Annotated in this window: 25 protein-coding genes; 21 read left to right on the top strand and 4 right to left on the bottom strand. The window is 60.2% G+C overall.

Annotation, left to right across the window (positions count from 1 at the left end; translation table 11 throughout):
- Positions 1-103: 103 nt before the first annotated feature.
- From KHO07_RS20620 to KHO07_RS20585, 8 genes are all read left to right on the top strand, one after another.
- The gene (locus tag KHO07_RS20620; RefSeq protein WP_212625358.1) at positions 104-922 is read left to right on the top strand and encodes an SDR family oxidoreductase; all 819 of its coding nucleotides are present in this window, start codon (positions 104-106) and stop codon (positions 920-922) included.
- A 129-nt stretch (positions 923-1,051) separates the two neighbouring features.
- A complete protein-coding gene (locus tag KHO07_RS20615) occupies positions 1,052-2,056 on the top strand; it encodes a substrate-binding domain-containing protein (RefSeq protein WP_150732349.1) in 1,005 nt (334 codons plus the stop codon).
- A gap of 65 nt (positions 2,057-2,121) precedes the next feature.
- Positions 2,122-3,663: an L-arabinose ABC transporter ATP-binding protein AraG gene (gene araG, locus KHO07_RS20610; RefSeq protein WP_212625357.1), complete on the top strand. Its 1,542-nt coding sequence runs from the start codon at positions 2,122-2,124 to the stop codon at positions 3,661-3,663.
- 12 nt (positions 3,664-3,675) lie between these two features.
- Positions 3,676-4,644, top strand: coding sequence for an L-arabinose ABC transporter permease AraH (araH, locus tag KHO07_RS20605; RefSeq protein ID WP_150732351.1), 969 nt, complete (start codon positions 3,676-3,678; stop codon positions 4,642-4,644).
- 197 nt (positions 4,645-4,841) lie between these two features.
- The gene (locus KHO07_RS20600; RefSeq protein WP_212625356.1) at positions 4,842-5,555 is read left to right on the top strand and encodes a GntR family transcriptional regulator; all 714 of its coding nucleotides are present in this window, start codon (positions 4,842-4,844) and stop codon (positions 5,553-5,555) included.
- On the top strand, positions 5,552-6,550 hold the full coding sequence (locus KHO07_RS20595) for an ADP-ribosylglycohydrolase family protein (RefSeq protein ID WP_150732353.1): 999 nt from the start codon (positions 5,552-5,554) through the stop codon (positions 6,548-6,550). Before KHO07_RS20600 ends, KHO07_RS20595 begins: the two co-directional genes overlap by 4 nt.
- A gap of 179 nt (positions 6,551-6,729) precedes the next feature.
- Positions 6,730-8,196 carry a cytosine permease gene (locus KHO07_RS20590; protein WP_212625355.1) on the top strand — a complete coding sequence of 489 codons (1,467 nt, stop codon included), beginning with the start codon at positions 6,730-6,732 and terminating at the stop codon, positions 8,194-8,196.
- Positions 8,189-9,118 carry a PfkB family carbohydrate kinase gene (locus KHO07_RS20585; RefSeq protein WP_212625354.1) on the top strand — a complete coding sequence of 310 codons (930 nt, stop codon included), beginning with the start codon at positions 8,189-8,191 and terminating at the stop codon, positions 9,116-9,118. The genes KHO07_RS20590 and KHO07_RS20585 overlap by 8 nt, the downstream gene beginning before the upstream one ends.
- A gap of 139 nt (positions 9,119-9,257) precedes the next feature.
- Here KHO07_RS20585 and KHO07_RS20580 read toward each other — a convergent pair whose 3' ends face one another.
- A complete protein-coding gene (locus KHO07_RS20580) occupies positions 9,258-9,512 on the bottom strand; it encodes a hypothetical protein (protein ID WP_075947394.1) in 255 nt (84 codons plus the stop codon).
- Positions 9,513-9,566: 54 nt separating this feature from the next.
- Complete coding sequence (locus KHO07_RS20575) at positions 9,567-9,905, bottom strand: hypothetical protein (protein ID WP_212625353.1); 339 nt, start codon at positions 9,903-9,905, stop codon at positions 9,567-9,569.
- A 210-nt stretch (positions 9,906-10,115) separates the two neighbouring features.
- Here KHO07_RS20575 and KHO07_RS20570 point away from each other — a divergent pair, with 210 nt between their 5' ends.
- The 6 genes from KHO07_RS20570 (at position 10,116) to KHO07_RS20545 (ending at position 16,029) form a co-directional block, all read left to right on the top strand.
- Complete coding sequence (locus tag KHO07_RS20570; RefSeq protein WP_150732357.1) at positions 10,116-10,598, top strand: GNAT family N-acetyltransferase; 483 nt, start codon at positions 10,116-10,118, stop codon at positions 10,596-10,598.
- Positions 10,599-10,853: 255 nt separating this feature from the next.
- A complete protein-coding gene (locus KHO07_RS20565) occupies positions 10,854-11,846 on the top strand; it encodes a 2-dehydro-3-deoxygalactonokinase (RefSeq protein WP_212625352.1) in 993 nt (330 codons plus the stop codon).
- 19 nt (positions 11,847-11,865) lie between these two features.
- Positions 11,866-12,486 carry a 2-dehydro-3-deoxy-6-phosphogalactonate aldolase gene (locus KHO07_RS20560; protein ID WP_150732359.1) on the top strand — a complete coding sequence of 207 codons (621 nt, stop codon included), beginning with the start codon at positions 11,866-11,868 and terminating at the stop codon, positions 12,484-12,486.
- A 48-nt stretch (positions 12,487-12,534) separates the two neighbouring features.
- On the top strand, positions 12,535-13,683 hold the full coding sequence (gene dgoD / locus KHO07_RS20555; protein WP_212625351.1) for a galactonate dehydratase: 1,149 nt from the start codon (positions 12,535-12,537) through the stop codon (positions 13,681-13,683).
- 171 nt (positions 13,684-13,854) lie between these two features.
- Positions 13,855-15,165, top strand: coding sequence for an MFS transporter (locus KHO07_RS20550; protein ID WP_150732361.1), 1,311 nt, complete (start codon positions 13,855-13,857; stop codon positions 15,163-15,165).
- Between the two features lie 60 nt (positions 15,166-15,225).
- A complete protein-coding gene (locus KHO07_RS20545; RefSeq protein ID WP_150732362.1) occupies positions 15,226-16,029 on the top strand; it encodes an IclR family transcriptional regulator in 804 nt (267 codons plus the stop codon).
- On the opposite strand, the gene KHO07_RS20540 is transcribed toward KHO07_RS20545, so the two are convergent.
- Positions 16,026-17,078: an NAD(P)-dependent alcohol dehydrogenase gene (locus tag KHO07_RS20540; protein WP_212625350.1), complete on the bottom strand. Its 1,053-nt coding sequence runs from the start codon at positions 17,076-17,078 to the stop codon at positions 16,026-16,028. The two genes, KHO07_RS20545 and KHO07_RS20540, sit on opposite strands and share 4 nt — an antisense overlap.
- A gap of 191 nt (positions 17,079-17,269) precedes the next feature.
- Between KHO07_RS20540 and KHO07_RS20535 the strand changes: the two genes are divergently transcribed.
- Complete coding sequence (locus tag KHO07_RS20535; protein WP_150732364.1) at positions 17,270-18,160, top strand: AraC family transcriptional regulator; 891 nt, start codon at positions 17,270-17,272, stop codon at positions 18,158-18,160.
- A gap of 86 nt (positions 18,161-18,246) precedes the next feature.
- On the opposite strand, the gene KHO07_RS20530 is transcribed toward KHO07_RS20535, so the two are convergent.
- Positions 18,247-19,911: an electron transfer flavoprotein-ubiquinone oxidoreductase gene (locus tag KHO07_RS20530; protein ID WP_150732365.1), complete on the bottom strand. Its 1,665-nt coding sequence runs from the start codon at positions 19,909-19,911 to the stop codon at positions 18,247-18,249.
- A gap of 548 nt (positions 19,912-20,459) precedes the next feature.
- Here KHO07_RS20530 and KHO07_RS20525 point away from each other — a divergent pair.
- From KHO07_RS20525 to KHO07_RS20500, 6 genes are all read left to right on the top strand, one after another.
- Positions 20,460-21,209: an electron transfer flavoprotein subunit beta/FixA family protein gene (locus KHO07_RS20525; RefSeq protein WP_075947384.1), complete on the top strand. Its 750-nt coding sequence runs from the start codon at positions 20,460-20,462 to the stop codon at positions 21,207-21,209.
- A complete protein-coding gene (locus KHO07_RS20520; RefSeq protein WP_056727194.1) occupies positions 21,210-22,139 on the top strand; it encodes an FAD-binding protein in 930 nt (309 codons plus the stop codon).
- A gap of 181 nt (positions 22,140-22,320) precedes the next feature.
- Complete coding sequence (locus KHO07_RS20515; protein WP_212625349.1) at positions 22,321-23,136, top strand: transporter substrate-binding domain-containing protein; 816 nt, start codon at positions 22,321-22,323, stop codon at positions 23,134-23,136.
- 9 nt (positions 23,137-23,145) lie between these two features.
- Entirely contained in the window at positions 23,146-23,502 is a 357-nt protein-coding gene (locus KHO07_RS20510; protein ID WP_075947381.1) for a DUF4398 domain-containing protein, read from the top strand.
- On the top strand, positions 23,499-24,311 hold the full coding sequence (locus KHO07_RS20505; protein ID WP_212625348.1) for an OmpA family protein: 813 nt from the start codon (positions 23,499-23,501) through the stop codon (positions 24,309-24,311). The genes KHO07_RS20510 and KHO07_RS20505 overlap by 4 nt, the downstream gene beginning before the upstream one ends.
- 219 nt (positions 24,312-24,530) lie before the next feature.
- Positions 24,531-25,970 carry a PLP-dependent aminotransferase family protein gene (locus tag KHO07_RS20500; protein ID WP_075947379.1) on the top strand — a complete coding sequence of 480 codons (1,440 nt, stop codon included), beginning with the start codon at positions 24,531-24,533 and terminating at the stop codon, positions 25,968-25,970.
- Positions 25,971-26,055: the final 85 nt, after the last annotated feature.

Genomic DNA, 26,055 nt, shown 5'->3' with positions numbered 1-26,055 from the left:
TATATATATTGAGATTATCTGCGAGCCGGGTTTATAGTCGGCTCCATCAGTTACACGCACTCACACTTAAAAAAACAAAACAGGTGAAGTGATGCAGCGATCCATGGCTGAACCCCTCTCCATGCCAGAGGCGCCCAAACCGCCCAAGGGCGAACGCCTGAAAAACAAAGTCGTATTGCTGACCGGTGCTGCCCAAGGCATCGGTGAGGCGATCGTTGCGTCCTTTGCGTCGCAGCAGGCCAAGTTGATTATCAGTGATATCCAGGCTGAGAAAGTCGAAGCCGTTGCCGCTTACTGGCGAGACCAGGGTGCCGACGTGCAGGCGATCAAAGCCGACGTTGCGCAGCAGCAGGACTTGCATGCCATGGCCAGACTGGCGGTCGAACGTCACGGGCGGATCGACGTGCTGGTCAACTGCGCCGGGGTCAACGTGTTCCGTGACCCGTTGGAAATGACCGAAGAAGACTGGCGCCGCTGCTTCGCCATCGACCTTGATGGCGCCTGGTACGGTTGCAAGGCTGTGTTGCCGCAGATGATCGAGCAGGGAGTCGGCAGCATCATCAACATCGCGTCCACTCATTCCTCTCACATCATCCCGGGCTGCTTTCCCTACCCGGTCGCCAAACATGGCTTGCTCGGCCTGACCCGCGCCCTGGGAATCGAGTACGCGCCGAAAGGCATCCGCGTCAACGCCATCGCCCCGGGTTACATCGAAACTCAACTGAACCTCGACTACTGGAACGGTTTTCCCGACCCACACGCCGAGCGTCAGCGCGCCTTGGACCTGCATCCGCCAAAGCGTATCGGCCAGCCGATTGAAGTGGCCATGACTGCCGTGTTCCTGGCCAGTGATGAAGCACCGTTCATCAACGCTTCCTGCATCACCATCGATGGTGGTCGCTCGGTGATGTACCACGACTGAGAGATCGGGATTTCAGGCGCATTACTACGACTAAAATCCAATCATCATACGATATGACTATTGGCAGTATGGTTACACCGCTTTTTGTTTTTCAAAGAACGCTCAAGAAAAATAACAAGGAGTCAGCTTATGAATCGTCGTCATGCCATCCGAACCCTGTGCTGTGCCGCCCTGGCGGTTTCGGCGGTCAGCCTGAGCAGCACGCTGCTGGCGGCTGAAGAGGTGAAAATCGGATTTCTGGTCAAACAAGCGGAAGAGCCCTGGTTCCAGACGGAATGGGCCTTCGCGGAAAAGGCCGGTAAGGACAAGGGCTTTACCCTGATCAAGATTGCCGTGCCGGACGGTGAGAAAACCCTGTCGGCCATCGACAGCCTGGCGGCCAACGGCGCCAAGGGCTTCGTGATTTGCCCGCCGGACGTGTCGCTCGGCCCGGCAATCATGGCCAAGGCCAAGCTCAACGGTCTGAAAGTGATTGCTGTGGATGACCGCTTTGTCGATGCCAGCGGCAAGTTCATGGAAGAGGTGCCGTACCTCGGCATGGCCGCCTTTGAAGTCGGCCAGAAGCAAGGCGCCGCCATGGCCACGGAAGCGAAAAAACGCGGCTGGGAGTGGAAAGACACTTACGCGGTGATCAATACCTACAACGAACTCGACACCGGCAAGAAACGCACTGACGGTTCGGTCAAAGCGCTGGAAGACGCTGGCATGCCGAAGGATCACATCCTGTTCTCGGCCCTCAAGACGCTTGACGTGCCAGGCAGCATGGACGCCACCAACTCGGCGCTGGTGAAACTGCCAGGCGCGGCGAAAAACCTGATCATCGGCGGCATGAACGACAACACCGTGCTCGGCGGCGTGCGTGCCACGGAAGCCGCCGGATTTACCGCGGCGAACGTGATCGGTATCGGCATCAATGGCACCGACGCCATCGGCGAGTTGAAAAAGCCTAACAGCGGCTTCTTCGGTTCGATGCTGCCAAGCCCGCACATCGAGGGCTACAACACCGCCAGCATGATGTACGAGTGGGTCACCACCGGCAAAGAGCCGCCGAAATACACCGCCATGGACGACGTGACGCTGATCACCCGCGAAAACTTCAAGCAGGAACTGGAAAAAATCGGCCTGTGGAACTGAAGGCCGGTTGATTTCAACGGTGGCCCCGGCAACGGGGCCGCCCGTTCTGTGTGAAGAGGTGGGCTATGCACGCGCAAACACAAGTACAACACAATGCAGGCGGCAGCTTGCGCTTCAACGGGATCGGCAAGACCTTTCCCGGGGTGAAGGCGCTGGACAATATCAATTTCGTTGCCCATCCGGGGCAGGTTCACGCCTTGATGGGCGAGAACGGTGCCGGCAAGTCGACGCTCCTTAAAATCCTCGGCGGCGCTTACGTGCCGAGCAGCGGCGATCTGCAGATCGGTGAGCGGACGATGGCGTTCAAGTCCACGGCCGACAGCATCGGCAGTGGCGTCGCGGTGATCCACCAGGAGCTGCACCTGGTGCCGGAAATGACCGTGGCGGAAAACCTGTTTCTCGGCCATCTGCCGGCCAGTTTCGGCCTGATCAATCGCGGCACCCTGCGCCAGCAAGCGTTGGCCTGCCTCAAGGGCCTGGCCGATGAAATCGATCCGCAGGAGAAGGTCGGGCGTCTGTCCCTTGGCCAACGGCAACTGGTGGAAATCGCCAAGGCGTTGTCCCGTGGCGCCCATGTGATTGCTTTCGACGAACCCACCAGCAGCCTGTCGGCGCGGGAGATCGATCGTTTGATGACGATCATCGGCCGTCTGCGCGATGAAGGCAAAGTGGTGCTCTACGTTTCCCATCGCATGGAAGAAGTGTTCCGCATCTGCAACGCAGTGACGGTGTTCAAGGACGGCCGTTATGTGCGCACCTTCGAAGACATGAGCGAGCTGACCCACGATCAACTGGTCACGTGCATGGTCGGCCGCGACATCCAGGACATCTACGATTATCGCTCGCGGCCCCGTGGTGCGGTGGCGTTGAAGGTCGATGGCCTGCTCGGGCCAGGCCTGCGCGAGCCGGTGAGTTTCGAAGCGCACAAAGGCGAGATCCTTGGCCTGTTCGGCCTGGTCGGAGCGGGGCGCACGGAATTGTTCCGCATGCTCAGCGGCCTGGAACGCAACACGGCCGGGCGCCTGCATTTGCGCGGTCATGAGCTGAAATTACGATCACCTCGCGATGCAATTTCGGCGGGGATTCTGCTCTGCCCCGAAGACCGCAAAAAGGAGGGCATCATGCCGCTCTCCAGCGTCGCCGAGAACATCAACATCAGCGCCCGCGGCGCTCATTCCACCTTCGGTTGCCTGTTGCGCGGCCTATGGGAAAAGGGTAACGCCGACAAGCAGATCAAGGCGCTGAAAGTGAAGACGCCCAGCGCGGCGCAAAAAATCATGTACCTGTCCGGCGGCAATCAACAGAAGGCCATTCTTGGTCGCTGGCTGTCGATGCCGATGAAAGTCCTGCTGCTCGATGAGCCTACCCGTGGCATCGACATCGGCGCCAAGGCCGAGATCTACCAGATCATCCACAACCTGGCGGCGGATGGCATCGCCGTGATCGTGGTGTCGAGCGACCTGATGGAAGTGATGGGCATTTCCGACCGCATCCTGGTGCTGTGCGAAGGCGCGCTGCGTGGCGAGCTGAGCCGCGAACAGGCCAATGAATCCAACCTGCTGCAACTGGCTTTGCCGCGCCAACGCGCTGACGGCGTGGCGAACTGAGAGGTGACTATGATGACAACCCAAAACGAAACCCTGCCGACTGCGCGCAAACCACTGGACCTGCGGCGCTTTCTCGATGACTGGGTGATGCTGCTGGCGGCTGTCGGCATTTTTGTCGCCTGTACCTTGCTGATCGACAACTTCCTGTCACCCCTGAACATGCGGGGGCTGGGGTTGGCGATTTCAACCACGGGGATCGCGGCGTGCACCATGTTGTACTGCCTGGCGTCCGGGCATTTCGACTTGTCGGTGGGCTCGGTGATTGCCTGCGCCGGGGTCGTCGCGGCGGTGGTGATGCGTGACACCGACAGCGTGTTGCTCGGCGTCGGCGCGGCGTTGGTGATGGGCCTGATCGTCGGCCTGATCAACGGTATCGTGATCGCCAAGCTGCGGGTCAATGCGTTGATTACCACGCTGGCGACCATGCAGATCGTGCGCGGCCTGGCTTACATCTTCGCCAACGGCAAAGCGGTGGGCGTGTCCCAGGAATCGTTCTTCGTCTTCGGCAACGGTCAGTTGTTCGGCGTGCCGGTGCCGATCCTGATTACCATCGTCTGCTTCCTGTTCTTCGGCTGGTTGCTCAACTACACCACCTACGGGCGCAACACTATGGCCATCGGCGGCAACCAGGAAGCGGCGCTGCTGGCCGGGGTCAACGTAGACCGGACCAAGATCATCATCTTCGCCGTGCACGGTGTGATCGGTGCGTTGGCCGGGGTGATCCTCGCCTCGCGCATGACCTCCGGCCAGCCCATGATCGGCCAGGGTTTCGAGCTGACGGTGATCTCGGCGTGCGTGCTCGGCGGGGTCTCGTTGAGCGGCGGGATCGGCATGATCCGGCATGTGATCGCCGGGGTGCTGATTCTGGCGATTATCGAGAACGCGATGAACCTGAAGAACATCGACACGTTTTACCAGTACGTGATTCGCGGTTCGATTCTGCTGTTGGCGGTGGTCATCGACCGACTGAAACAGCGCTGACACCCACCTTTGTGGCGAGGGAGCTTGCTCCCGCTCGAGTGCGCAGCACTCGCAAATTCCTCGATCAAAACAGAGGATTTGGGGCCGCTTCGCTGCCCAGCGGGAGCAAGCTCCCTCGCCACAATGATTCCTCCTTCCGTCACCTCCCCATAAATATTTCTTGCTCGTTTCATCCACTTTCGGTTATCACTTTGTACATGATTAGACAGGTTCGATTTGACAAGAAACAACGGGTGGTCGACGAGCTCATCCGGCGCATCGAAAGCGGCCTCCTGGAGGACGGCTTTCAGTTGCCGGGCGAGCATCAGTTGGCTCAAGAATTCAAAGTCAGCCGAGGCACTTTGCGTGAAGCCCTGGCCGAATTGAAACGGCGCAACTACATCGCGACGCAAAGCGGGGTGGGTTCCATCGTCACATTCGACGGTGTGGTGCTCGACCAGCGCAGCGGCTGGGCCCAGGCCCTCGCCGACAGCGGGGCGCTGGTCAATACCGAAGTGCTGCGGCTGGAGGCGGTGACCCGTCCCGACTTGCTGTCGCGCTTCGGCACCGAGCAGTTCATCACCCTCGACCGTCGTCGCCGTTCCAACGACGGTACGCTGGTGTCCCTCGAACGCTCGTTGATGCCCGCTACCGGAGGCCTGGAAAGCCTGCCGCGCGTGGGGCTGATCGACAACTCCCTGACCATCACCCTGGCGGCCTACGGCTACATCGGCGAGCGTGGCGATCAATGGATCGGCGCCGAACCGTTGAGTGAACAGGACGCCGAGCTGCTGGGACGTCCGGTCGGCACGGTTTTCCTCAAGGCCTTGCGTACAACCTACGACCGGCAAAACCGCTTCATGGAGCAAGTGGAAAGTTTGCTCGACCCTGTGCATTTTCGTCTGCACCTGCAATTTGGAACTTCAAAATGACCGCGCTCGATCGTGCCTTGGGCGCGTTCTATGGCCTGGCCCTGGGCGATGCCCTGGGCATGCCGACCCAATCGTTAAGCCGCGCTGAAATTCAGGCGCGCTTTGGCGACATCACTGACCTCGAAGATGCCGGCCCCGATCAACCGATCGCCGCGAACATGCCCAAAGGCTCGATCACCGACGACACCGAACAAGCCATCCTGGTCGGCCAGTTGCTGATTGATGGCGAAGGCAAGATCGAACCGTCGGTCCTCGCCCAGCGTTTGATCGAATGGGAAGCCGTAATGCAGGCCAAGGGCTCGCAGGATCTGCTCGGGCCCTCGACCAAACGCGCCATCGAGATGATCCTCGCCGGCCATTCACCGCAAGAGGCGGGGCGCTACGGCACCACCAACGGTGCGGCGATGCGCATTACGCCAGTGGGGATCGCAGCGAATGTTGCCGATCCGCAGCGTTTCATTGCAGCGGTGGTGCAGGCCTGCCAGGTCACCCACAACACCACGCTGGGTATTTCCAGTGCGGCGGCAGTGGCGGCGGTGGTGTCCGCCGGGATCAACGGCATGGACCTGGGCGAAGCGTTGAACCTCGGTCAGCACATCGCCCAGCAAGCCGAAACCCATGGCCACTGGGTAGCCGGTGGACGCATTGCGTCGCGCATCAGTTGGGCGCGGACTATCAGCGTCGACAGCGACAAGGCATTACTGGCCGACTTGATGTACGACGTGATCGGCACGTCAGTGGCTTCGCAGGAGTCGGTGGTGGTGTCGTTTGCCCTGGCCCAGCAAGTGGCCATCGGTGAAATGAATGCCTTCGAGGCGCTCTGCATGGCGGCGAGCCTGGGTGGCGATACTGACACCATCGCGGCGATCCTGGGCGCGATGCTCGGGGCCTGTCTGGGTCTTGAGAGTTGGCCTGTGGAGATGATCGACACTGTCAAGGCGGTGAACGATCTTGAGCTGGAGCCCTTGGTGCAGCAGCTGCTGACGCTGCGCTGATTTTCGGGTCGATCCGATTTCCCGTGGCGAGGGAGCTTGCTCCCGCCCGGCTGCGCAGCAGTCGTAAACGCTGACGACTCGGTGTGCCTGCCTCACGACTGTCGCAGGTTCCTCGCCACACATGTCTTATCGTTTTGCGTCATTGCCACAACCACAAAAATGGCAACAGGAGCATTTTCATGAGTTCATCAAACGCCGGGCAAAGTGCCGGGCAACTGGAAACCCGCGGCATCGAACCGGTGCCGGAATCCGAGTGCAACGGCCATCCGCTGCAACTGTTCTGGGTCTGGTTCGCCGCCAACATTTCCATCCTCGGCCTGCCCCTGGGCGCGACCCTCGTGGCCTTTCGCGGGCTGGCGATCTGGCAGGCAGTCATCGTCGCGATCCTCGGTGCCGCCGGCTCTTTCGCGGTGGTCGGGATCATCTCCATTGCCGGTCGTCGTGGCCGTGCGCCGAGCCTGACCCTGTCACGGGCGATCTTCGGCGTACGTGGCAATATCGGTCCGACCCTGGTGTCGCTGATGTCGCGTCTGGGCTGGGAAACCGTCAACACCACCACCGCGGCATTCGTGCTGCTGTCGCTGTGCTCGATCCTGTTCGGCTCGCCGGTGGAAGCGAAAAGTGCACCGCTGCTGACCCTGGTGTTCATCGCGATTTTCGTACTGTTGACGTTGTCGGTGTCCGGCCTGGGTCACGCCACATTGCTGGTGATCCAGAAGTGGGCCACCTACGTGTTCGGTGCGCTGAACATTCTGGTCGGCGGGTTCCTCTGCGCGACCATCGACTGGAGCGCGGTGTTCAACGCGACGCCTGCACCGATTAGCGCGATGATCATCGGCATCGGCACCATGGCGGCCGGCACCGGGATCGGTTGGGCCAACGCCGGCGCGGACATGTCGCGCTATCAGCACCGCAGCGTCAAGGCCGTGCGCCTGGTGGCCTCGGCGGCCTTCGGCGCGGGGATTCCGCTGGTGCTGCTGATCACCCTCGGGGGCCTGCTGTCGGTGGGCAACAACGACCTGGCCCAGGCCACTGACCCGATCATCGCGATCCGCGACATGTTGCCGACGTGGATGGCCGTGCCGTACCTGATCACCGCCTTCGGTGGCCTGTTGCTGTCGAACAACTTGTCGGTGTACTCCGCCGGCTTGACCACGCTGACCCTCGGCCTCAAGGTCAAGCGCGTCTACGCGGTGGTGGTCGACATCGTCGCGATCTTTGCCGGTTCGATCTACTTCATGCTGATCGCCGACAGTTTCTACGGCCCGTTCATCACCTTTATTTCCCTGCTGGCCGTGCCGATCACGGCGTGGGTCGGGATCTTCGTGGTCGACTTGATTCACCGTCACTACTACAGCCCCAAGGATCTGTTGGACGTCAGCCCGAGCAGCGCCTATTGGTATCGCGGCGGCGTGGAATGGCGTGCATTCGGTGCGTGGGCCATTGCCATCGTGTTGGGTTTCAGCTTCACCACCATCGGCACCACGGCAGAGAACGTCTGGTTCAAGGGCTTCCTCTCCGACTCGTGGCTGGGCCATAACGGCCTCGGCTGGATCGTGACTTTTGTGGTGGCCGGCGGGATCTACTGTGTACTCGGTGGGGCGAAGGACCGTCGCGCTGGGTTGACCGAGAATGCTCATGCCTAAGATGTTGCACACCGGCCAGGTCATCATCGACCTGGTCATGGCCGTGGATAAACTGCCGCAAGCCGGGGGCGATGTGCTGGCGCAATCCGCCAGTTTCGAAGCCGGCGGCGGTTTCAATGTGATGGCCGCCGCGCAGCGCAACGGGTTGCCGGTGGTGTATCTCGGTCGCCACGGCAGCGGGCGTTTTGGTGATCTGGCCCGTGACGCGATGAACGCGCAAGGTATTCACATCGGCATCGCCGATCCCGCCGAGCGTGATACCGGTTTGTGCGTTGCAATCACCGATGCTTCTGCTGAGCGTAGCTTCGTCTCCTACATAGGCGCCGAGGGTGAATTAAGCGCAGAGGATCTGGCCAGCGTCTCGGCCGAGGCGGGCGACTATGTCTACGTCAGCGGCTACAGCCTGCTGCACGTGGGCAAGGCGCAACCGTTGGTTGACTGGGTACTGACGCTGCCGGCAGGCGTCAACGTGGTCTTCGATCCGGGCCCGCTGGTGGATTCCCCGGATGCGCCGTTGATGCAGGCGTTACTGCCGCGCATCAACGTGTGGACCAGCAACAGCGTCGAGGCGTTGAAGATTACCGGCGCGACGGACATCGCTCAGGCATTGGATCGACTGGTCGGATATCTGCCGCGCGATGTGCTGATGGTGGTGCGTGACGGGCCGCAAGGGTGCTGGATCAGCCAGGGTTCTGAGCGCAGTCATGTGCCGGGATTCAAGGTTGAGGCTGTGGACAGTAACGGGGCCGGTGATGCCCATGCGGGCGTGTTCGTCGCGGGATTGGCGCAGGGCTTGTCGGCGTTTGACGCGGCGCGTCGGGCCAATGCGGCCGCGGCGTTGGCGGTGACTCGCTGGGGGCCGGCGACCTCGCCCGGGACTGCTGAGGTGGATGCGTTGATGGGTAAGACTTTCGGCGACTGATCCGCCGCTATCGCGAGCAAGCTAGCTCCTACAGAGGTTCTGTGTACCACACAAATTCCTTGTGGGAGCGAGCTTGCTCGCGATAGGTCAATCAGCTTCAACACAAATCCCGGACGCATGCCCGGGAATGTCATCGCCCTCAGGCATCCAGCTTGCGTGCCGCCTCAACCCCGGCGGCGCTGAGCTTGATGGGCAGATTCAATGAATGTTCGCCGGCTTCATTGCACTGCACATTGCCGTGCTGGATCAAACCGCGCTCCTGCAACGTGGCGAGGGTGCTGGCCACGACTTTCTCCCCCCGGTAATTGTCCAGGACCTCCTTGCCCAGGCCGCTTGGGTGGGCGTGCAGCAGGCGGGTCAGGACTTCTTTTTCCAGGTTTTTATCGACGTTCATGGTTACCTCTTCATGGTGATGGACTTCATGATGATGGGTAGGTACTGCGGAGAATTACTGGCTGGCACCGCCTTCTGAACCCGAACCACCGGTCGTGGTTTTCGAGTCCATGCCAGGGCCGGCGTTGTCTGGCGTTTTGGTGTCCGGCACGTTGAGGCCGCCCTGACGGCCCATGTCGTTACCTTGAGTTCGCGGGTCGGTGCCGGTGGACGGCGGCAGGCTATTGTCAACGCCCGTGCCGTTGGTGTTCATGCCGGGGGCGCTCTGGATGGCGGGGGACTTGGGCGCTTCGACCGGATTGGTCGGGCCGGTGCCGGACGCGGTGGTCGCAGCGATGGCAAGCGGGGAAAGCAGGGCAGCGAAGGCGAGGGCGGTCAACCGGGTCGAGATCATGGGGGTGTCTCCATTGATTTAGAGTCCTTACCTGATGTTGGTCCGCCCTTGTTTTGAATTGGTGCCTGATGAACGACGAACGGTTCAGGTTCGCTGCAAGGTCTTTTGTGGCGAGGCAGCTTGCTGCCGCTGGACTGCGAAGCCGTCCCAATAGATATCGAACGCGCGGCGACTTAGTATGGCGTTTTCAACCTCTGACAAGGCATGTCCATGACGATCGAAATCCGCCCGGCAACCCCCAGTGATGCGCCGCAAATCCTCGCGTTCATCACTGAACTGGCCGACTACGAACGTGCCCGCCATGAAGTCATCGCCAGCGTCACCGACATCGAGCGCAGCCTGTTCAGCGAAGGCGCCACGGCCCATGGCCTGATCTGCCTGCGCGAGGGTTTGCCGATCGGCTTCGCGGTGTTCTTTTTCAGTTACTCCACGTGGCTGGGCAGCAACTGCCTTTACCTCGAAGACCTCTACATCACCCCGGAACAACGCGGCGGCGGTGCCGGTAAAACCCTGCTGCGGCACCTGGCGAAAATCGCCTGCGCCAATGATTGCGGGCGGTTTGAGTGGAGCGTGCTGGAATGGAACACGCCGGCCATCGATTTTTATAAATCCCTGGGCGCGCAACCGCAGGAAGAGTGGGTTCGCTATCGCATGGACGGCAAGGTACTTCGCGAGTTCGCAGACGGAAATTGAACCGTGACAGTTCGCTGTAAACCCATTCTGTAGGAGCTGGCTTGCCAGCGATGGCAGGCTCGAAAGCAACGTAGCGCTTTAGGGCTGGCTCCTACCGTTGCTTTATCAATATCGCAGAAATCGACCTCTGCGATTTTTTTTGCCTGACTCAAGTGCATCCCAATATATGGGAGTGATATTTATATATTGAGATTTCGCCTCGCGAGGGTTTATAGTCCAGCTCACTCACTGCCAAAAAACAAAACAGGTGAAGCGATGCTGGCGCAATTGATCGCGCTCGATTGGGGGACAACCTCATTACGTGCTTACAAACTTGCCGAAGGTGGCCAGGTTCTCGAACAGCGTTCGCTGTCGTCGGGGATCATGCAGTTGCCCAAGGCGCCACGAATCATCAACGGTCGTGAATGCACCGACGGTTTTGAGCTGGCTTTCGACGAGGCCTGCGCAGACTGGCTCGATGCTCAGCCCGATCTGCCGGTGATCGCCTGCGGCATGGTCGGCAGCGCCCAGGGCTGGCGCGAAGCGGCCTACCGCGATACGCCGGCCAACGTTGCCAATCTCGGAACCTCCCTGCAAACCGTGCGCAGCCTGCGTGGCGTCGATGTGTATATCGTGCCGGGTGTGATTCAACGTTCGCACCTGCCGAACGTGATGCGCGGCGAAGAGACTCAAGTCCTCGGTGTCCTGCAAACCCTCGCGGGCGAGGCGGGCGCTGACCTGTTGATCGGCCTGCCGGGCAGCCATTCGAAATGGGTGGAAGTGAGCGATGGCTGCATCGTGCATTTCGATACCTTCATGACCGGCGAAGTCTTCGCCGTGCTCAGCGAACACAGCATTCTGGGGCGCACCCAACAGCGCGGCGGTTCGTTCGATGGCGAGGCGTTTGATCGTGGTGTCCAGGTCGCGCTGTCGGCGGACGGTGACATCGGCGTGCTGTCGACCCTGTTCAGCGCCCGCAGCCTCGGATTGACCGGCGAACTGAGCGCTGCGGCGCAACCGGATTACCTGTCCGGCCTGCTGATCGGCCATGAGCTGTCGGCCCTGGCCTCCGTTCAGCGTCGTCGGCGCAACAGCGTTCATCTGCCGGCGATCATCCTCATCGGCAATTCCCAACTCTGCACCCGTTACAGCCGTGCCCTCGACGCTTGCGGCTTTACCAAGGTGTCTCTGGCCGAGCAGGCCACTGAACGCGGGTTGTGGCAACTGGCGCTGGCTGCCGGGCTGATCCGGCCCAACCCAATCCGTTAAACCTGACTGGAGTCCTGACATGCTCAAACAAGCACTGGCGCAAAACGGTCTGATCGCGATCCTGCGCGGCTTGCATCCGCAAGAAGCGGCGGCCATCGGGGAAGTCCTGTACGCCGCCGGTTTTCGCGTTATCGAAGTCCCGCTCAACTCTCCTGTGCCGTACGAAAGCATTCGCATCCTGCGCGATGCCTTGCCCGCCGATTGCCTGATCGGTGCGGGGACGGTGTTGAGCCCGGCACAGGTCGAACAGGTGAAAGCGGCGGGCGGCCAGGTGATCGTCATGCCCCACAGCGACCCGAAAGTCCTGCGCGCAGCGAAAGCAGCCGGGTTGTTCCTGTCACCGGGCGTGGCTACACCGACCGAGGCGTTCGCGGCACTGGCTGAAGGCGCCGATGTGCTGAAGATGTTCCCGGCCGAGCAGATGGGGCCGGCGGTCGTCAAAGCCTGGCTCGCGGTGTTGCCGGCTGGAACCGTTCTGGTACCTGTCGGCGGGATCACCCCGGACAACATGCAGGCGTTTATCGACGCCGGCGTCAAAGGTTTCGGCCTCGGTTCGGGCCTGTTCAAACCGGGCATGACAGCCGAGCAAGTGGCGGCCAATGCCAAGGCCTACGTCGCTGCCTGGAAGGCCCTTCGCTAAGACTTTTTTGGCGCTGCGAGCGCTGCATCCAATAAGAGAGACAAACAGATGAAAATCACCAAACTGACCACTTTCATCGTTCCGCCACGCTGGTGCTTCCTCAAGGTTGAAACCGACGAAGGCGTAACCGGTTGGGGCGAGCCCGTCGTCGAAGGCCGCGCCCACACCGTGGCTGCTGCCGTTGAAGAATTGTCCGATTACCTGATCGGCAAGGACCCGCGCAACATCGAAGACATCTGGACCGTGCTTTATCGCGGTGGCTTCTACCGTGGCGGTGCGATTCACATGAGCGCCCTGGCCGGTATCGACCAGGCCTTGTGGGACATCAAGGGCAAGGCGTTGGGCGTGTCGGTCAGCGACCTGCTTGGTGGTCAGGTGCGGGACAAGATTCGTGTCTATTCGTGGATCGGCGGCGACCGTCCGGCGGACACCGCGCGGGCGGCGAAAGAAGCCGTCAGCCGTGGTTTCACAGCAGTAAAAATGAACGGCACCGAAGAGCTGCAGTTCCTCGATACCTTCGACAAGGTCGACCTGGCCCTGGCCAACGTTGCCGCCGTGCGTGACGCGGTCGGCCCGAATGTCGGCATTGGTGTCGACTTCCATGGCCGGGTGCACAAGCCGATGGCCAAGGTGCTGATGAAGGAGCTCGACCCCTACAAACTGATGTTCATCGAAGAGCCGGTGCTCAGCGAAAACTATGAAGCACTGAAAGAACTGGCACCGCTGACCAGCACGCCGATTGCCCTCGGTGAGCGCCTGTTTTCGCGCTGGGATTTCAAGCGCGTGCTCAGCGAAGGCTACGTCGACATCATCCAGCCGGATGCGTCCCACGCGGGTGGCATCACCGAAACCCGCAAGATCGCCAACATGGCCGAAGCTTACGACGTGGCGCTGGCGCTGCATTGCCCGCTGGGTCCGATTGCCCTGGCGGCGTGCCTGCAACTGGACGCGGTTTGCTACAACGCGTTCATTCAGGAGCAGAGCCTGGGCATCCATTACAACGAGAGCAACGACCTGCTCGACTACATCAAAGACCCACGGGTGTTCGACTACGACAAAGGCTTCGTGAAGATCCCGAACGGCCCGGGCCTGGGCATCGAGATCAACGAGGAATACGTGATCGAACGCGCCGCCGTCGGCCACCGCTGGCGCAACCCGATCTGGCGCCATGCCGATGGCAGCTTTGCCGAGTGGTGAGAGATCTCTGACCCACGACAAATCCCCTGTAGGAGCTGGCTTGCCAGCGATAGCGTCCTGTCAGTCACATCAATGCCGGATGTGATGCCGCCATCGCCGGCAAGCCAGCTCCTACAGGGTTAGCGTCAGTCTTTAGAACGACCTCAATAAACATAAAAAGAGGCACTCCCCATGCAACCGCAAACCCTCACCGGGCAGGCGTCGTTGGCGGCGCCCAGCCGTAAGCGTTTTTTCATCATGGTGCTGCTGTTCATCACGGTGGTGATCAACTACCTGGACCGCAGCAACCTGTCGATCGCCGCCCCGGCGCTGACCAGCGACCTGGGTATCGACCCGATCCACGTCGGGCTGATTTTCTCCGCATTCGGCTGGACCTATGCCGCCATGCAAATCCCCGGCGGCTGGCTGGTGGACCGCGTTCCGCCGCGCATCCTCTACACCGCTGCATTGCTGCTGTGGTCGATCGCCACGGTGATGCTCGGGTTCGCCGGCAGCTTCATTGCGCTGTTCGTCCTGCGCATGGCCGTCGGTGCCCTCGAAGCCCCGGCCTATCCGATCAACAGCCGCGTAGTCACCACTTGGTTCCCGGAACGTGAACGCGCCACGGCCATCGGCTTCTACACCTCCGGGCAGTTTGTCGGCCTCGCGTTCCTGACGCCGGTACTGGCCTGGCTTCAGCACGAATTCGGTTGGCACATGGTATTCGTCGCCACCGGTGCGGTGGGCATTCTCTGGGCGGTGATCTGGTACGCGGTGTACCGCGAGCCGCGTGATTTCAAGGGGGCGAACGAAGCCGAAATCGAACTGATCCGCGAAGGCGGCGGGCTGGTGGATATCCAGGCCGAACAAGCCAAGGTCAAGGCCAAATTCAGCTGGACCGACCTCGGCATTGTCCTGAGCAAACGCAAACTCTGGGGCATCTATCTCGGCCAGTTCTGCCTCAACTCGACGCTGTGGTTTTTTCTGACGTGGTTCCCGACCTACCTGGTGAAATACCGCGGCATGGACTTTATCAAGTCCGGCCTGTTGGCATCGCTGCCGTTTCTCGCGGCGTTCGTCGGCGTGCTGTGTTCCGGGTTCTTCTCGGACTTCCTGATCCGTCGCGGCTACAGCGTGGGGTTCGCCCGCAAGTTGCCGATCATCAGCGGCTTGCTGATTTCCACCTCGATCATCGGCGCCAACTTCGTCGAGTCGACGCCGCTGGTGATTGCATTCCTGGCGTTGGCCTTCTTCGGCAATGGCCTGGCGTCGATCACCTGGTCGCTGGTGTCGACGCTGGCTCCGGCGCGATTGCTGGGATTGACCGGTGGGGTGTTCAATTTCATCGGCAACCTGTCGGCCATCGCCACGCCCATCGTCATCGGTTTCCTCGCCAGCGGTGATTCCTTTGCCCCGGCGATCACCTATATCTCGGTTCTGGCGTTGATCGGTGCGCTTTCCTACATCTTGCTGGTGGGCAAGGTCGAGCGTATCAAGTTGTAGTCGTGGCATCCGGGCGACCATAATGCCGCCCGTTCACTCGCTCAACGGTAAAGGCTGGATATGCAGGAAGACGCCCCAAAAATCGCCAAGGACGCCGCACCGACCGGCACTCAGACACTGCTTCGCGGTTTGGGTGTGGTCCAGGCTGTGGCCAGCGGTGCCCGCGATCTCAAGGAAATCGCCCGGCTGATCGGCACCACGCGCAGCACCACCCATCGTCTGGCCAGTTGCCTGGTGGACGAGCGTTATCTGCGAGTGGTGCCGCAAGTGGGTTATCTGCTGGGGCCGAAGCTGATCGAACTGGGATTCCAGGCGCGTGAAGAGTTGCCATTGGTGACGCTCGCCGGGCCGTATCTGGATGAGTTGTCGGCATTGACCGGCGACACCATTCATCTGGCGATCCGTGAAGGCGACGAGGTGCTGTACCTGCACAAGAATCCGGGGCGCAATGGCCCGGAAATGCGTTCGCGGGTCGGCCATCGCATGCCGTTGGCGCGCACCGGGATCGGCAAGGCGCTGATGCTCGATGACACGCCGCAAGAGTGGCAACGGCTGTACGAAGTCAGCCTGCCGGCGGGTGGGAAAAATCAGTTCTGGCCGCAGCACCCGGAGCAGTCCTGGGAGCAATTTCAGCAGCGCATGATTGAGTACGTGGCCGGCGGTTATGCCTTCGACCTGGAAGACAACGAACCGTCGATCCGCTGCGTGGCGGCGCCGATCCGTGATGCCAGCAAACGCATCGTCGCCGCGATCAGCATCGCCAGCACCGTGCCTTATATGCCGCTGGAAAAAATGGCCGAGCTGATTCCCCTGATCAAAGGGGTCACAGCCCGGCTGTCGGCGGAGCTTGGCCTCAAGGTTTAAACCTTGAGGGTCGCCATGTCGATGACGAAGCGGTACTTCACGTCACCGGCGATCATGCGCGTGTAAGCCTCGTTGATCTGGCGGATGTCGAGCATCTCGATGTCGCAGGAGATGTTGTGTTCGGCGCAGAAATCCAGAACTTCCTGGGTTTCGGCGATGCCGCCGATCAAGGAGCCGGCCAGTACGCGGCGGCTCATCACCAGTTTGCCAGCGTGTACCGGTGGCTCTACCGGCTCGATCAGCCCCACCAGAATGTGCACGCCGTCGAAGCGCAGGGTATCGAGGTAGGGATTGAGGTCGTGTTGCACCGGAATGGTGTCGAGCAGGAAGTCGAAATGCCCGGCAGCGGCTTTCATCTGTTCGGCATCGGTGGAGACGATGACGTGGTCCGCACCTTGGTGGCGAGCTTCTTCAGCCTTGCTAGCCGATCGGGTGAACAGCGTCACTTCAGCGCCCATCGCCTTGGCGAACTTGATGCCCATATGGCCCAGGCCACCCATGCCGAGAATCCCGACTTTGTCACCGGCCTTCACGCCGTAGTGCTTGAGCGGCGAGTAGGTGGTGATGCCGGCGCACAGGATCGGCGCGGCACTGGCCGGATCGAGTTTCTCGGGGATGCGCACCACGAAGTGCTCGCTGACCACGATGCTGTCGGAGTAACCGCCCATGGTGTTGCTGCCATCCACGCGGTCCGGGGTGGCGTAAGTCATGGTCGGGCCTTCGAGGCAGTATTGCTCGAGGTTGGCCTGGCAGGCTTCGCAGCTACGGCAGGAATCGACCATGCAGCCAACGCCAACCAAATCGCCGACTTTGTGCTGGGTGACATTCGCACCCACGTCGGTAACTTTTCCGACGATTTCGTGGCCAGGCATCAGCGGATAAACGGCAATGCCCCATTCGTTGCGGGCCTGATGGATGTCGGAGTGGCAGACGCCGCAGTAGAGAATCTCGATGGCCACGTCGTCGGCCCGTGGGCTGCGCCGTTCGAATTTCACTGGGGCGAGGGGGGTGGTGGCCGATTGGGCGGCATATCCGATGGCGGTGTACATGGTGAACCTCGCAAAAGCTTTGACAGGTGAGGTGGCGCATTCTGGGCGCCGAGACCTGTGTCGCAAATGACGATTCCTCCGGGTGTCATGCCTAATCCTCCGGCATGCGGGGGGCAGCCATCGAATTGGCCAGCGGATCTGCGATGATGCTTTCATCCCTTTTTCCGTGACTTTTTTTGCGAAGAACTCCGATGCTGTTAACCCGTCATCTTGATGCCAACGCCGCGCTGGTTTCGTTGATCGAGCCTTTGTCGTCCCGCGACGGCTTCGTCCCGACTGCACTACCGGGCGTACAGGTTTTGCGTGCCACCTGTGACGTGGCCCGTGGACCGCAGATTTATGAGCCGAGCCTGGTGATCATCGCCCAAGGCAGCAAACTGGCGTATCTCGGGCCTCGTACCCTGGAATATGGCGCCGGGCACTATCTGATTCAGGCGCTGCCAGTGCCGTTCGAGTGTGAAACCTTTGCCGCACCGAACGGGCCGATGTTGGGCGTTTCCGTCGCCATCGACCGGGTGATGCTGGGCGAGTTGGTGATGGCGATGGGGTTAGTGCCGGGGCGGCATATTCCGGCTCAAACGCCTGAGTCCATGACCTCGGCGGTGCTTGACGATGCCATGCGGGGTTGTGTTGAGCGGTTACTGCGTTGCCTGCACGATCCGCTGGAATGCCAGATCATGGGACAAGCGCGGTTGCGCGAATTGTTGTTCGTCGCCTTGCGCGGTCCTCAAGCCGATGTGTTGCGGGCACTGGTGGAGCAGCAGGGGCAATTCGCCCGGATCGCGGCATCGCTCAGTCATCTGCATGCGCACTACACCGAACCCTTGAATGTCGAGACTTTGGCCAGTTGCGCGAACATGAGTGCGTCGACGTTTCATGAGCATTTCAAGCGCAGTACGTTGCTGTCACCGGTGCAGTATCTGAAGCGATTGCGTTTGCTTCGGGCACAGCAGTTGCTTGTGAGCGAGGGGTTGGGTGTGGCGCAAGTGGCGCACAGGGTGGGGTATCAGAGCACGTCGCAGTTCAGTCGCGAGTACAAACGCTACTTCGAGCGCAGCCCCGGAGAAGAACGCGCCGCCTGATCCCGAAACGAAGCCCTGTGGCAGGTGTTTATATGCAGGCAACAAAAAGGCCCCCATTCGGGAGCCTTGATGTTCAGCGGTTCGGCTTACATGTTCGGGTAAGTCGGGCCGCCAGCGCCTTCCGGCGTCACCCAGGTGATGTTCTGTGCAGGATCCTTGATATCGCAGGTCTTGCAATGAACGCAGTTCTGGGCGTTGATCTGGAAGCGCTTCTCGCCGTCTTCCTTGGTGATCACTTCGTACACGCCGGCCGGGCAATAACGCTGGGCAGGTTCATCGTACAGCGGCAGGTTCTTGCTGATCGGGATGCTCGGATCGGTCAGCTTCAGGTGGCACGGCTGCTCTTCTTCATGGTTGGTACCGGAGATGAACACCGAGCTCAGTTTGTCGAAGCTGATCTTGCCGTCCGGTTTCGGGTAGTCGATCTTCTTGCAGTCGGCGGCCAGCTTCAGGCAAGCGTAATCCGGCTTGGTGTCGTGCAGGGTGAACGGCAGTTTGCCGCCGAAGATGTTCTGGTCGAGCCAGTTGAAACCACCACCCACGATCGCGCCGAACTTGTGGATCGCCGGGCCGAAGTTGCGGCTGGCGAACAGTTCTTCGTGCAGCCAGCTGTTCTTGAACGCGTCGACGTAGCTGGTCAGTTCTTCGCTGCCGTCCTTGTCGGCGAACAGTGCGTCAGCCACGGATTCCGCAGCGAGCATGCCGGACTTCATTGCCGTGTGGCTGCCTTTGATCTTGGCGAAGTTCAGGGTACCGAGGTCGCAACCGATCAGCGCGCCGCCCTTGAAGACCATTTTCGGCAGCGAGTTCAGGCCGCCCTTGCAGATGGCACGTGCGCCGTAGCTGATGCGCTTGCCGCCTTCCAGATACTGCTTGAGCACCGGGTGATGCTTGAGGCGCTGGAACTCGTCGAACGGTGAGAGATAGGTGTTGCTGTAGGAGAGGTCGACGATCAGGCCCACTACGACCTGATTGTTTTCCAGGTGATAGAGGAACGAGCCACCGGTGTTCTCGGTGCCCATGATGTCCATCGGCCAACCGGCGGTGTGGACTACCAGGCCTGGCTGGTGCTTGGCCGGGTCGACTTCCCAGATTTCTTTCAGACCGATGCCGTAGTGCTGGGCATCGGCGTCAGTGTCCAGGTTGAAGCGCTTGATCAGTTGCTTGCCGATGTGGCCACGGCAGCCTTCGGCGAACAGCGTGTATTTGCCACGCAGTTCCATGCCCGGGGTGTACAGGCCTTCTTTCGGATTGCCTTCGCGGTCAACGCCCAGATCACCGGTGATGATCCCGCGAACGATACCGTTTTCGTCGAACAGCGCTTCCTGGGCGGCGAAGCCTGGGTAGATTTCTACGCCCAGGTTCTCGGCCTGCTGGGCCAGCCAGCGGCACAGGTTGCCCAGGGAAATGATGTAGTTGCCTTCGTTGTGCATGGTCTTGGGCACAAAGAAGTCAGGAATCTTCTGCGCGCTTTCGGCGTTCTTGAGCACGAAGATGTCATCGCGGGTGACGGGCGTGTTCAGCGGCGCGCCGAGTTCCTTCCAGTCCGGGAACAGTTCGTTCAGGGCGCGTGGTTCAAACACGGCACCGGACAAGATGTGAGCACCGACTTCGGAGCCTTTTTCGACCACGCAGACGCTGATTTCCTTACCGGCTTCAGCAGCCTTCTGCTTCAAGCGGCAGGCGGCGGAAAGACCAGCGGGGCCGGCACCGACGATGACCACGTCGAATTCCATGTATTCGCGTTCCACAGGCTATCTCCTACTCAAGGCTCAACAGTTTTTTTCTAATTTTGGAGGTTAGGTGTCGCATCCTTGAATCCCGGCGCAAGGTCGGGAGAGGACAATCGAGTGACCACCTTTCTCTTTGGGTGGCGCATTATATCTACACCACTCTCAGGGTCCAATACAAACGTTTGTTTGAATTGGCTCAAAGCCAGAGAAATCAAAGTCACGCGGCTTATGAACGGCTATTTTGCCGTATTGACCGGAATAGGTGTTCCGGTCAAGATACGGGCGGTTTTGCGCTCGCCGTAGGCTGACTGTTGGTTTCAAGAGCACCTCTAAAGACAGGGCGATGGCAGTAGCAAGTGATGCGCCACGACGATTTGGCGCGCAGTTTACACGCCGCGATATTGAATGACTCGTCAGTCACTCCTGACGAACGGTCATCAACATCATGAGCGAAGCTCACTTGACACTTTTGCCGGCGTTTTTGGAGGTGCCCTTGCGCCCGATGAGCATCAACCGCCAGGTTCGCCTAGGCGACTTTCTTTTCACCGGAGAGTAACGAGGAATCCATGAAGGTTCTTGTAGCTGTCAAACGCGTTGTGGATTACAACGTCAAGGTCCGCGTCAAGGCGGACAATTCCGGCGTCGATCTTGCCAACGTCAAGATGTCGATGAACCCGTTCTGCGAGATCGCAGTGGAAGAAGCCGTACGCCTGAAAGAGAAAGGTGTTGCGACTGAAATCGTCGTCGTCTCCATCGGCCCGACCACCGCTCAAGAGCAACTGCGCACCGCGCTGGCTCTGGGTGCCGATCGCGCCATCCTCGTCGAATCCGCCGAAGATCTGACTTCCCTGGCTGTTGCCAAACTGTTGAAAGCTGTTGTCGACAAGGAACAGCCACAGCTGGTGATCCTTGGCAAACAAGCCATCGACAGCGACAACAACCAGACTGGCCAGATGCTCGCTGCATTGAGCGGCTACGGTCAGGGCACGTTCGCTTCGAAAGTCGAAATCAGCGGCGACAGCGTTGCTGTCACCCGCGAAATCGACGGCGGCGCGCAGACGGTTTCCCTGAAACTGCCGGCCATCGTCACCACCGACCTGCGTTTGAACGAGCCACGCTACGCGTCTCTGCCAAACATCATGAAAGCCAAGAAGAAGCCTCTCGAAGTGCTGACTCCGGACGCTTTGGGCGTTTCCACCGCCTCCACCAACAAGACCGTAAAAGTCGAAGCGCCTGCTGCACGCAGCGCGGGTATCAAGGTCAAGTCGGTGGCTGAACTGGTCGAGAAACTGAAAAACGAAGCGAAGGTAATCTAAATGACTATCTTGGTTATTGCTGAACACGACAACAAAGTGCTGGCTCCGGCCACGCTGAACACCGTGGCTGCTGCTGCCAAAATCGGCGGTGACATCCACGTTCTGGTTGCAGGCCAGGGCGCTGGCGCCGTGGCTGAAGCCGCTGCGAAAGTGGCTGGCGTGGCTAAAGTGCTGGTTGCCGACAACGCTGCCTACGCTCACCAGCTGCCGGAAAACGTTGCGCCTCTGGTCGCTGAACTGGGCAAGGGCTACAGCCACATCCTGGCTGCCGCTACTTCCAACGGCAAAAACATCCTGCCGCGCGTTGCCGCTGCACTGGACGTTGACCAGATCTCCGAGATCATCTCGGTAGAAAGCGCCGACACCTTCAAGCGTCCGATCTACGCCGGTAACGCCATCGCTACCGTTCAATCGAACGCTGCGGTGAAAGTGATCACCGTGCGTGCCACCGGTTTCGACCCGGTTGCTGCTGAAGGTGGTTCGGCTGCCGTTGAAGCCGTTGCTGCTGCTCACGACGCTGGCATCTCCAGCTTCGTCGGCGAAGAACTGGCCAAGTCCGATCGTCCGGAACTGACTGCTGCCAAGATCGTCGTTTCGGGCGGGCGCGGCATGCAGAACGGCGACAACTTCAAACACCTGTACGCCCTGGCCGACAAGCTGGGTGCTGCCGTGGGTGCTTCGCGCGCCGCGGTCGACGCAGGTTTTGTACCGAACGACATGCAGGTCGGTCAGACCGGCAAGATCGTTGCTCCACAGCTGTACATCGCCGTCGGTATCTCCGGCGCGATCCAGCACCTGGCCGGCATGAAAGACTCCAAAGTGATCGTTGCGATCAACAAGGACGAAGAAGCGCCAATCTTCCAGGTGGCCGATTACGGCCTGGTGGCGGACCTGTTCGAAGCCATCCCTGAGCTGGAGAAGCTGGTCTAATCCGGCTGCTTCACTTATAAAGAGCCCGACCTTTTGGTCGGGCTTTTTTTTGCTTGTCTGTAGGATTCGGCTTGCTGGTGATGGCATCCCTGCGGTTCATCTGGAACACCGCAATCATGCCATCGCCAGCAAGCCGGCAACTACAGGGAGATATAACGGGGTTTGAGTGGAGTGTAACGCCATGGATTTGCGTGTTGTGTGGAGTTTGCTGGGGTTGACGCTGTTACCGGGGCTTTGCGCCGCCGCAGGCAAGTGCGAACGCCTGGTGGTAACCGGCAGCCCCGACGCGCCGCCATACCTGTGGCAAGACCCGCAAAACCCCAAGCATCTGATCGGCGCCAGTGCCGATTTGTTGGAGCAAGTGGCAGGGCAGTTGGGCATCAAGGTCGAACTGCTTTACGCCGGCAAACGCTCTCAGGCTCTGGACGAGGTGCGCAGCGGACGCATGGACATGCTGGCTGACGCGCCCTTGACGGTCAGTGAGCTCGAGTCCCTGGATTACATTCATCCACCGTTGCTGGAAAACGATTATCTGGTCTGGACCCGCAAAGACTCGCCACTGGTTTACAACGATGTGCAGGATCTGCAGGGCCACCCCGGCGCTTTGTCGGAAAAGTCTCGATTAACCTCTGCATTCGGCACATATGCCGAACAGAAATTGACCCTCACCCGTACACCCAATCTGACCCAGGCCTTTCAGAAATTGCTCTTGGGCGAGGTGGAATTTGTTCTCGCCGGACGCTACTCCGGCATGGCGATGGCGCAGACACTGGGCATGGCCAACGACTTGATCGCCCGTGTGCAACCGGTCGACAGGCCGGGGCTGTTTCTGGCGGTTTCCCATAACTCGGCATGCAACGACCCCTGGTTGCGCGGACAGCTGGCCAAAAAGATGACAGAATTGCCCGCGTCCGGACTGACGGAGGCTGTGCTGCAACGCAATATCGAGCGTTGGAATGCGCAACAGAAAGAACCTGTCAGTGCCCCAAAACAGTAGGGATTTTTAGTGAGTATTCGACCTCTTTTCGCTGCCCTGGCCGTTCTGGCTCTGGCGGGTTGTGCAGCCGATCCGGCGCCGAATGAACAAATGCGCCTGACCGAACAGGCACTCGAACAAGCCAAGGCTGTTGGCGCCACTGCCGATGAAGTGCCGGAAATGAAACTGGCCGAAGACAAGTTCAAGCGGGCCAAAGGCAGCATGGCCGACCAGTCTTACAAGAATGCGCGGATGCGGGCCGAGCAGGCCGAGCTGGACGCGCGTCTGGCTGAAGCCCGGGTCCTGACCCTCAAGAGCGAGGAACAGTTGAACGTTCTCAACACCCGCATCGCCCGTCTGCGCAAGCAGTTGGGAGATGCCCAATGAATCTCAAGTCCAAAGTGCTCGGTGGTTTGATCCTGGCCGGTTGCGCCAGCCTCTATGGTTGCGCCGGCCAACACAGCGAGGCGGCGTTGCAGCAGGCAAGTGCCGACTTCCAGAAGGTCAAGGAAGATTCCAATGTGCTGCGTATCGCGCCCAAGGATGTGATTCGTGCCGGTGAGTCCCTGGCTCGGGCCGACCGCTTGTCCACTTACTGGGGCAGTGGTTCGGACGTGTTGCAGTACGCCTATCTGAGCCAGCGCTACAGTGAGATCGCTCGGGAGCACACCAATCAGGTGCTCAACGAAGAGCGTGCAGCCAAGCTCGAACTGGAGCGTCAGCGCCTGCAACTGGCCTTGCGCGAATCCAAGCTGCTCAGCGTGCAGCAACAGGGTAAATGGCTCGAAGAGCAGATCGTGGAGTTGGCGACGACGCAGACTGATCGCGGCTTGGTGATGACCTTGGGCGATGTGCTGTTCGATACCGGTGAAGCGGAGCTGAAAAGCTCGGCCAACCGCGTGGTATTGAAGATCGTGCAGTTCCTGCAGCTCAACCCCAAGCGTGTGGTGCGAATCGAAGGCTACGCCGACAGCACCGGCGGCAAGCAGGAAAACCTCAAACTGTCCCGTGACCGTGCGCAATCGGTGGCGGACGTGCTGATGGACCTGGGCATCGAAGACAAACGCATTCAGGTCGAAGGTTATGGCGACGAATACCCGGTGGACGCCAACGCTTCCGAGCGTGGACGTGCGCAGAACCGCCGCGTGGAAATCGTCTTCTCCGACGAAAAAGGCCAGCTCGGCGCCGCCCGCTAAGGGCGCTTTCCGCTGAAACTCTGCACTCTTACAAAACCCGGCCTGCCAGACAGCGCCGGGTTTTTTTGTGCCTGCCGAATACCCAGCAAAAACAGTACAGTTTTTGCTGACACTGCACTGTACTGTCGACTATTGTGACAACTGTCCCAGTACACTTCCAAACTGTTCCGGTATTGTTTCACACAAGAATAAAACGCCCGTGAAATCGAGTGCTGCGTCATGACCAATCTCTTGCTTTATCAACGTATTGCTCAGCAACTGGCCGAGGACATCCGTCGTGGTGTCTATCAACCGGGCGAGCGCGTGCCTTCGGTGCGCAAGATGAGTTCGCAGCTCAATGTCAGCCATGCCACGGTTTTGCAGGCGTATGCCAACCTGGAAGATCAGGGTCTGATTCGCGCCCGGCCACAGTCCGGTTACTACGTGCACCAGACGCCGGCCCTGACAGCGCCGACGCCGGACATCGCCAGGGTCGAGCGTCCGGGCCTGGTCACGCGCAGCAGCATCATCCAGCAGGTGCTGGTCGAGTCGCGCCGCGAAGGTGTGTTCCCGTTGGGGGCTGCTGTGCCAAGCGTCGACTATTTGCCGGTGCGGGCGTTGCATCAGCAATTGGCCAAAGTCACCCGTTTCCATAGTCCCCGTGCGTTCAGCTACATGTTCAGCCCCGGTTTCGAACCGCTGCGCCGACAAGTGGCGATCCGCATGCGCGATGCCGGTGTCGTGGTCGATCCTTCGGAAGTGGTCATCACCCACGGTTGTGTCGACGCCTTGCAGATGTCGCTGCGGGTGCTGACCCGGCCTGGCGATCTGATCGCCGCCGAGTCGCCGACTTACTACGGTTTGCTGCAACTGGCCGATTTGCTGGGCCTCAAAGTCATCGAAATCCCTAGTGACCCGTCCACCGGCATGAGCCTCGAAGCCCTGCAACTGGCGGCCAACCAATGGTCGATCAAGGCACTGGTGCTGACCACTCGCTTGAGTAATCCGTTGGGCGGCACCATGCCCGAAGAGCGGCAAAAGCAGCTGCTTCGCCTGGCATCGGACTTCGATATTCAGATCGTCGAGGATGATATCTACGGCGAGCTGATGTTCGAGCAGGGGCGCACCAAATCCCTCAAGGCCTATGACCGGCTGGATCGGGTTATCTACTGTTCGAGTTTCTCCAAGACCCTGTCACCGGGGGTTCGCATTGGCTGGATGATCGCTGGCAAGTTCCAGCAGGAAATTCAGCGGCTACAGACCTTCAGTACCCATTCAGCCTGCAGCGTCACGCAGATGGGCATTGCCGCCTATCTGGAAAACGGCGGTTACGACCGGCACCTGCGCTACATCCGTCAGGAGTATCGCAAGAACCTCAGTGCCTTCCAGCTCGCGGTGCAACAGTACTTCCCCGAAGGCACGCAGATGACGCGGCCGACGGGCGGTTTCATTTTGTGGGTGAGTCTGCCAGGGCGGGTCAACACCCAGGAATTGCATGTGCGGGCGCTGCAGCAAGGCATCAGTATCGCGCCGGGGCTGATTTTCAGTAACACCGAGCAGTTCAATCACTGTATCCGGCTCAACTGCGGTATCCCGTGGAACCGCGAGGCTGAGCGTGCATTGATGACGCTGGGCATGCTCGCCACTCAGCTCTGTCAGGAAATGGCCGGAGGGCTGTAACAAGTAATATGGCGTTACTGGCCGTGCTTGTCTTGTTGGTTGCAACAGGCGAGCATAGGCGTCTCTGCCGTTTGCGCCGTTGGGT

The sequence above is a fragment of the Pseudomonas sp. PP3 genome, from assembly GCF_905336995.1.
Taxonomy (GTDB): Bacteria; Pseudomonadota; Gammaproteobacteria; order Pseudomonadales; family Pseudomonadaceae; genus Aquipseudomonas; species Aquipseudomonas reinekei.
The sequence above is the reverse complement of the archived record's forward strand: the minus strand, read 5'-3'. Positions and strand labels throughout refer to the sequence as shown.